Source organism: Petroclostridium xylanilyticum, assembly GCF_002252565.1.
Taxonomy (GTDB): domain Bacteria; phylum Bacillota; class Clostridia; order SK-Y3; family SK-Y3; genus Petroclostridium; species Petroclostridium xylanilyticum.
Genome location: NZ_NPML01000009.1, coordinates 1 through 2,930, shown reverse-complemented (window position 1 = coordinate 2,930; position 2,930 = coordinate 1). Strand labels below are relative to the sequence as shown.

The following is a 2,930-nucleotide window of genomic DNA, read 5'->3' as shown; positions in this document are numbered from 1 at the left end:
CCGTCGCTCAACGGATAAAAGCTACCCTGGGGATAACAGGCTTATCTCCCCCAAGAGTCCACATCGACGGGGAGGTTTGGCACCTCGATGTCGGCTCATCGCATCCTGGAGCTGAAGTAGGTTCCAAGGGTTGGGCTGTTCGCCCATTAAAGCGGTACGCGAGCTGGGTTCAGAACGTCGTGAGACAGTTCGGTCCCTATCTGTCGCGGGCGCAGGAAATTTGAAGGGAGCTGTCCTTAGTACGAGAGGACCGGGATGGACGCACCACTGGTGCACCAGTTGTACTGCCAAGTGCACAGCTGGGTAGCTAAGTGCGGCAGGGATAAACGCTGAAGGCATCTAAGCGTGAAGACCCCCCTAAGATAAGATTTCCCATAGCAAAAGCTAGTAAGGTCCCATGAAGACTACATGGTAGATAGGTCAAAGGTGTAAGTGCAGTAATGCACTCAGCTGATTGATACTAATAGACCGAGGGCTTGACCAAGAAAGCAATTAACAATGAATAATTATTAAAGACGAGGTTAATTGCGGGAAAGAATATATGAAGAAGGTTTTTGCAAAAACCTCATGTTTTACATTGTATAGTTTTGAAGGTACATGAAACAGTTCACAGTTCATGGTTCACAGTTCACAGTAGAAAGGTGAATGGGGAACATGCTGGTGAACAAGAAAGAGTACCTGAGGCAATTAAAAGAGCAGGTTAAGAATTCAAACCGTGAACTGTGAACTAGACACAGTTGAATTATCCGGTGACAATGACATGGAGGACACACCCGTTCCCATTCCGAACACGGTAGTTAAGCTCCATCGTGCCGATGATACTTGGAGGGGGACCTCCCGGGAAAGTAGGTCGTTGCCGGAATTGATATTCCTCAATAGCTCAGTCGGTAGAGCATGCGGCTGTTAACCGCAGGGTCGTAGGTTCGAGTCCTACTTGAGGAGCCATATATGGCCCATTGGTCAAGCGGTTAAGACACCGCCCTTTCACGGCGGTAACAGGGGTTCGAGTCCCCTATGGGTCACCATTTTTTTGGCCTTTAGCTCAATTAGTTTGAAGTACTAGATTGAGGTTCTAAAGGCCATTTAGTTTCAAATTTCATTGGCGATTTACTAGGCAAAATAAACATTGGGATGTAGCCAAGCCGGTAAGGCACCAGACTTTGACTCTGGCACTTCGTAGGTTCGAGTCCTGCCACATTTATGGGCCATTAGCTCAGTAGGCAGAGCACTTGACTTTTAATCAAGGTGTCCCGCGTTCGAGTCGCGGATGGCTCACCAGGAGTATTAATTATAAGTATAAGTGTAAAGAAACCATATAATTACTTGAAATGAAAGTAGCTCAAGTAATTATATGGTCTTTTTGGTTTAATAGTGACATGATGGGTGCATTTTTGCATTATATATTACTTGAATTATTTTCTAAAAAATAATAAAATAACTGCTATAATATATGAGCATCCTCAGTATTGTTGCATAAAATTTTTTAGCAAAAATCAACGGTAATAAATACCTGTTGGTAAAATGAAAACTCCTTGTTAATATTAGTGGTAGTACCCAACCAACCACATTCTATTAACGAAGGAGTTAACAAACATGAATGATTGTACTACAGTTTTTGAAACTTTAAAAGGCTTTTTACCAATGAACTTACTGGAAAAAGCCGTTGACGAAACCGATGCAGACCACGGAACCAAGAAATTTACTGTTCTTCGGCAACTGAATACTATGATGTATGCACACTTGGTCCAGAAAGACAGCCTTAGGGATATTGTTACAGGTATTATGGCTGACCAGAAACTCCAGAAATATACTGGCACAATAAGTTTTTCACAGCTATCCCGCAAAAACAGCGACCGTGATCCGGATGTTTTTAGAAGGATATTTGAAGCTGTTCTTGCTAAACTTAAAAAGCATCACGGTATACGTATCATACCTGGTAGCTGGGGCACGCTAAAGATACTGGACGCTACTATAATAAGGCTTTGTATCTCTCTCTTTCCCTGGGCTGACTATCGGGAAACTAAAGCTGCAGTCAAGGTGCATACCCTGTACGATGTTCTTTTAGGTTACCCGGATCAGATTATAGTGACAGAGGGTATTATACATGACAAAGAGAAGATGGATTCCCTTATTACCAAACCCAACATCACATATATATTTGACCGCGGCTATTTAGACTACAAAGAGTTTGACAGGTACTGCAAGGAGGATATATTCTTTATCACAAGGCTTAAAAAGAATGCTGTAATGGAGTTAGTTAGTATAAACTCAATATCCCAGGGAGGCCCTGTACTATCTGATAAAGAAGTAATTCTCGGTGGCTTTTATACAAAGATGCAGCACTCCTTGAGAGTTGTGGAAGTAATCGACTCTTCTACAGGTGAGCCCTTTTATATAGCCACAAACCGCTTTGACCTTACAGGTGAGGAAATAGCTGAAATCTACCGTCTAAGATGGCAGATAGAGCTATTCTTTAAGTGGATAAAGCAGCATCTTAAAATCAAGAAGTTTTATGGTACCAGTTTTAATGCAGTCTTAAACCAGATTTACACGGCATTGATTCTGTTTTGCTTGTTAAAACTCATGCATATTCTGGTGGGTACCAATCATAACTTCTTGGAGATGGTAAGACTCATTGCAGGCGGACTGTGGAATACCATTGCCTACCTTAAAAAGTCTCTATCCACTGTAAAACCTCCAGGTCGCAAACGAAAGCGGTTTAATTGGAAGAGAGAGTACGTTGATTTCTACATCCAGTGTATGTTTGGTAAGGTTTCGTCATATTAAGTTTTTAAATTTAATATTGTTAGGCTTAGGTGGTCACTCCCCTTTTCTCTAACGTTAACCATAATTTTCTTATGGGTGCAGGTTATACCTGTAAATTATTACTATTGATTTTTGCTAAACTTTTATTTGCAACAATACTGAAT

Annotated in this window: 1 protein-coding gene, 4 tRNA genes and 2 rRNA genes; all 7 read left to right on the top strand. The window is 41.6% G+C overall.

Annotated elements, in window-relative coordinates; all coding sequences use genetic code 11:
• A 23S ribosomal RNA gene (locus CIB29_RS05680) occupies positions 1-484 on the top strand; the annotation flags it as partial.
• A 261-nt stretch (positions 485-745) separates the two neighbouring features.
• Positions 746-862, top strand: a 5S ribosomal RNA gene (gene rrf / locus CIB29_RS05675).
• Positions 863-869: 7 nt separating this feature from the next.
• A tRNA-Asn gene (locus CIB29_RS05670) sits at positions 870-945 on the top strand.
• Between the two features lie 5 nt (positions 946-950).
• Positions 951-1,025, top strand: a tRNA-Glu gene (locus tag CIB29_RS05665).
• A gap of 104 nt (positions 1,026-1,129) precedes the next feature.
• A tRNA-Gln gene (locus CIB29_RS05660) sits at positions 1,130-1,201 on the top strand.
• A 1-nt stretch (position 1,202) separates the two neighbouring features.
• A tRNA-Lys gene (locus tag CIB29_RS05655) sits at positions 1,203-1,278 on the top strand.
• A 315-nt stretch (positions 1,279-1,593) separates the two neighbouring features.
• Positions 1,594-2,787: an IS4 family transposase gene (locus tag CIB29_RS05650; RefSeq protein WP_094545964.1), complete on the top strand. Its 1,194-nt coding sequence runs from the start codon at positions 1,594-1,596 to the stop codon at positions 2,785-2,787.
• Positions 2,788-2,930: the final 143 nt, after the last annotated feature.

Excerpts from the sequence above, each read along its gene's own strand:
- CIB29_RS05650 (WP_094545964.1), top strand. The coding sequence starts at position 1,594 with ATGAATGATTGTACTACAGTTTTTGAAACTTTAAAAGGCTTTTTACCA.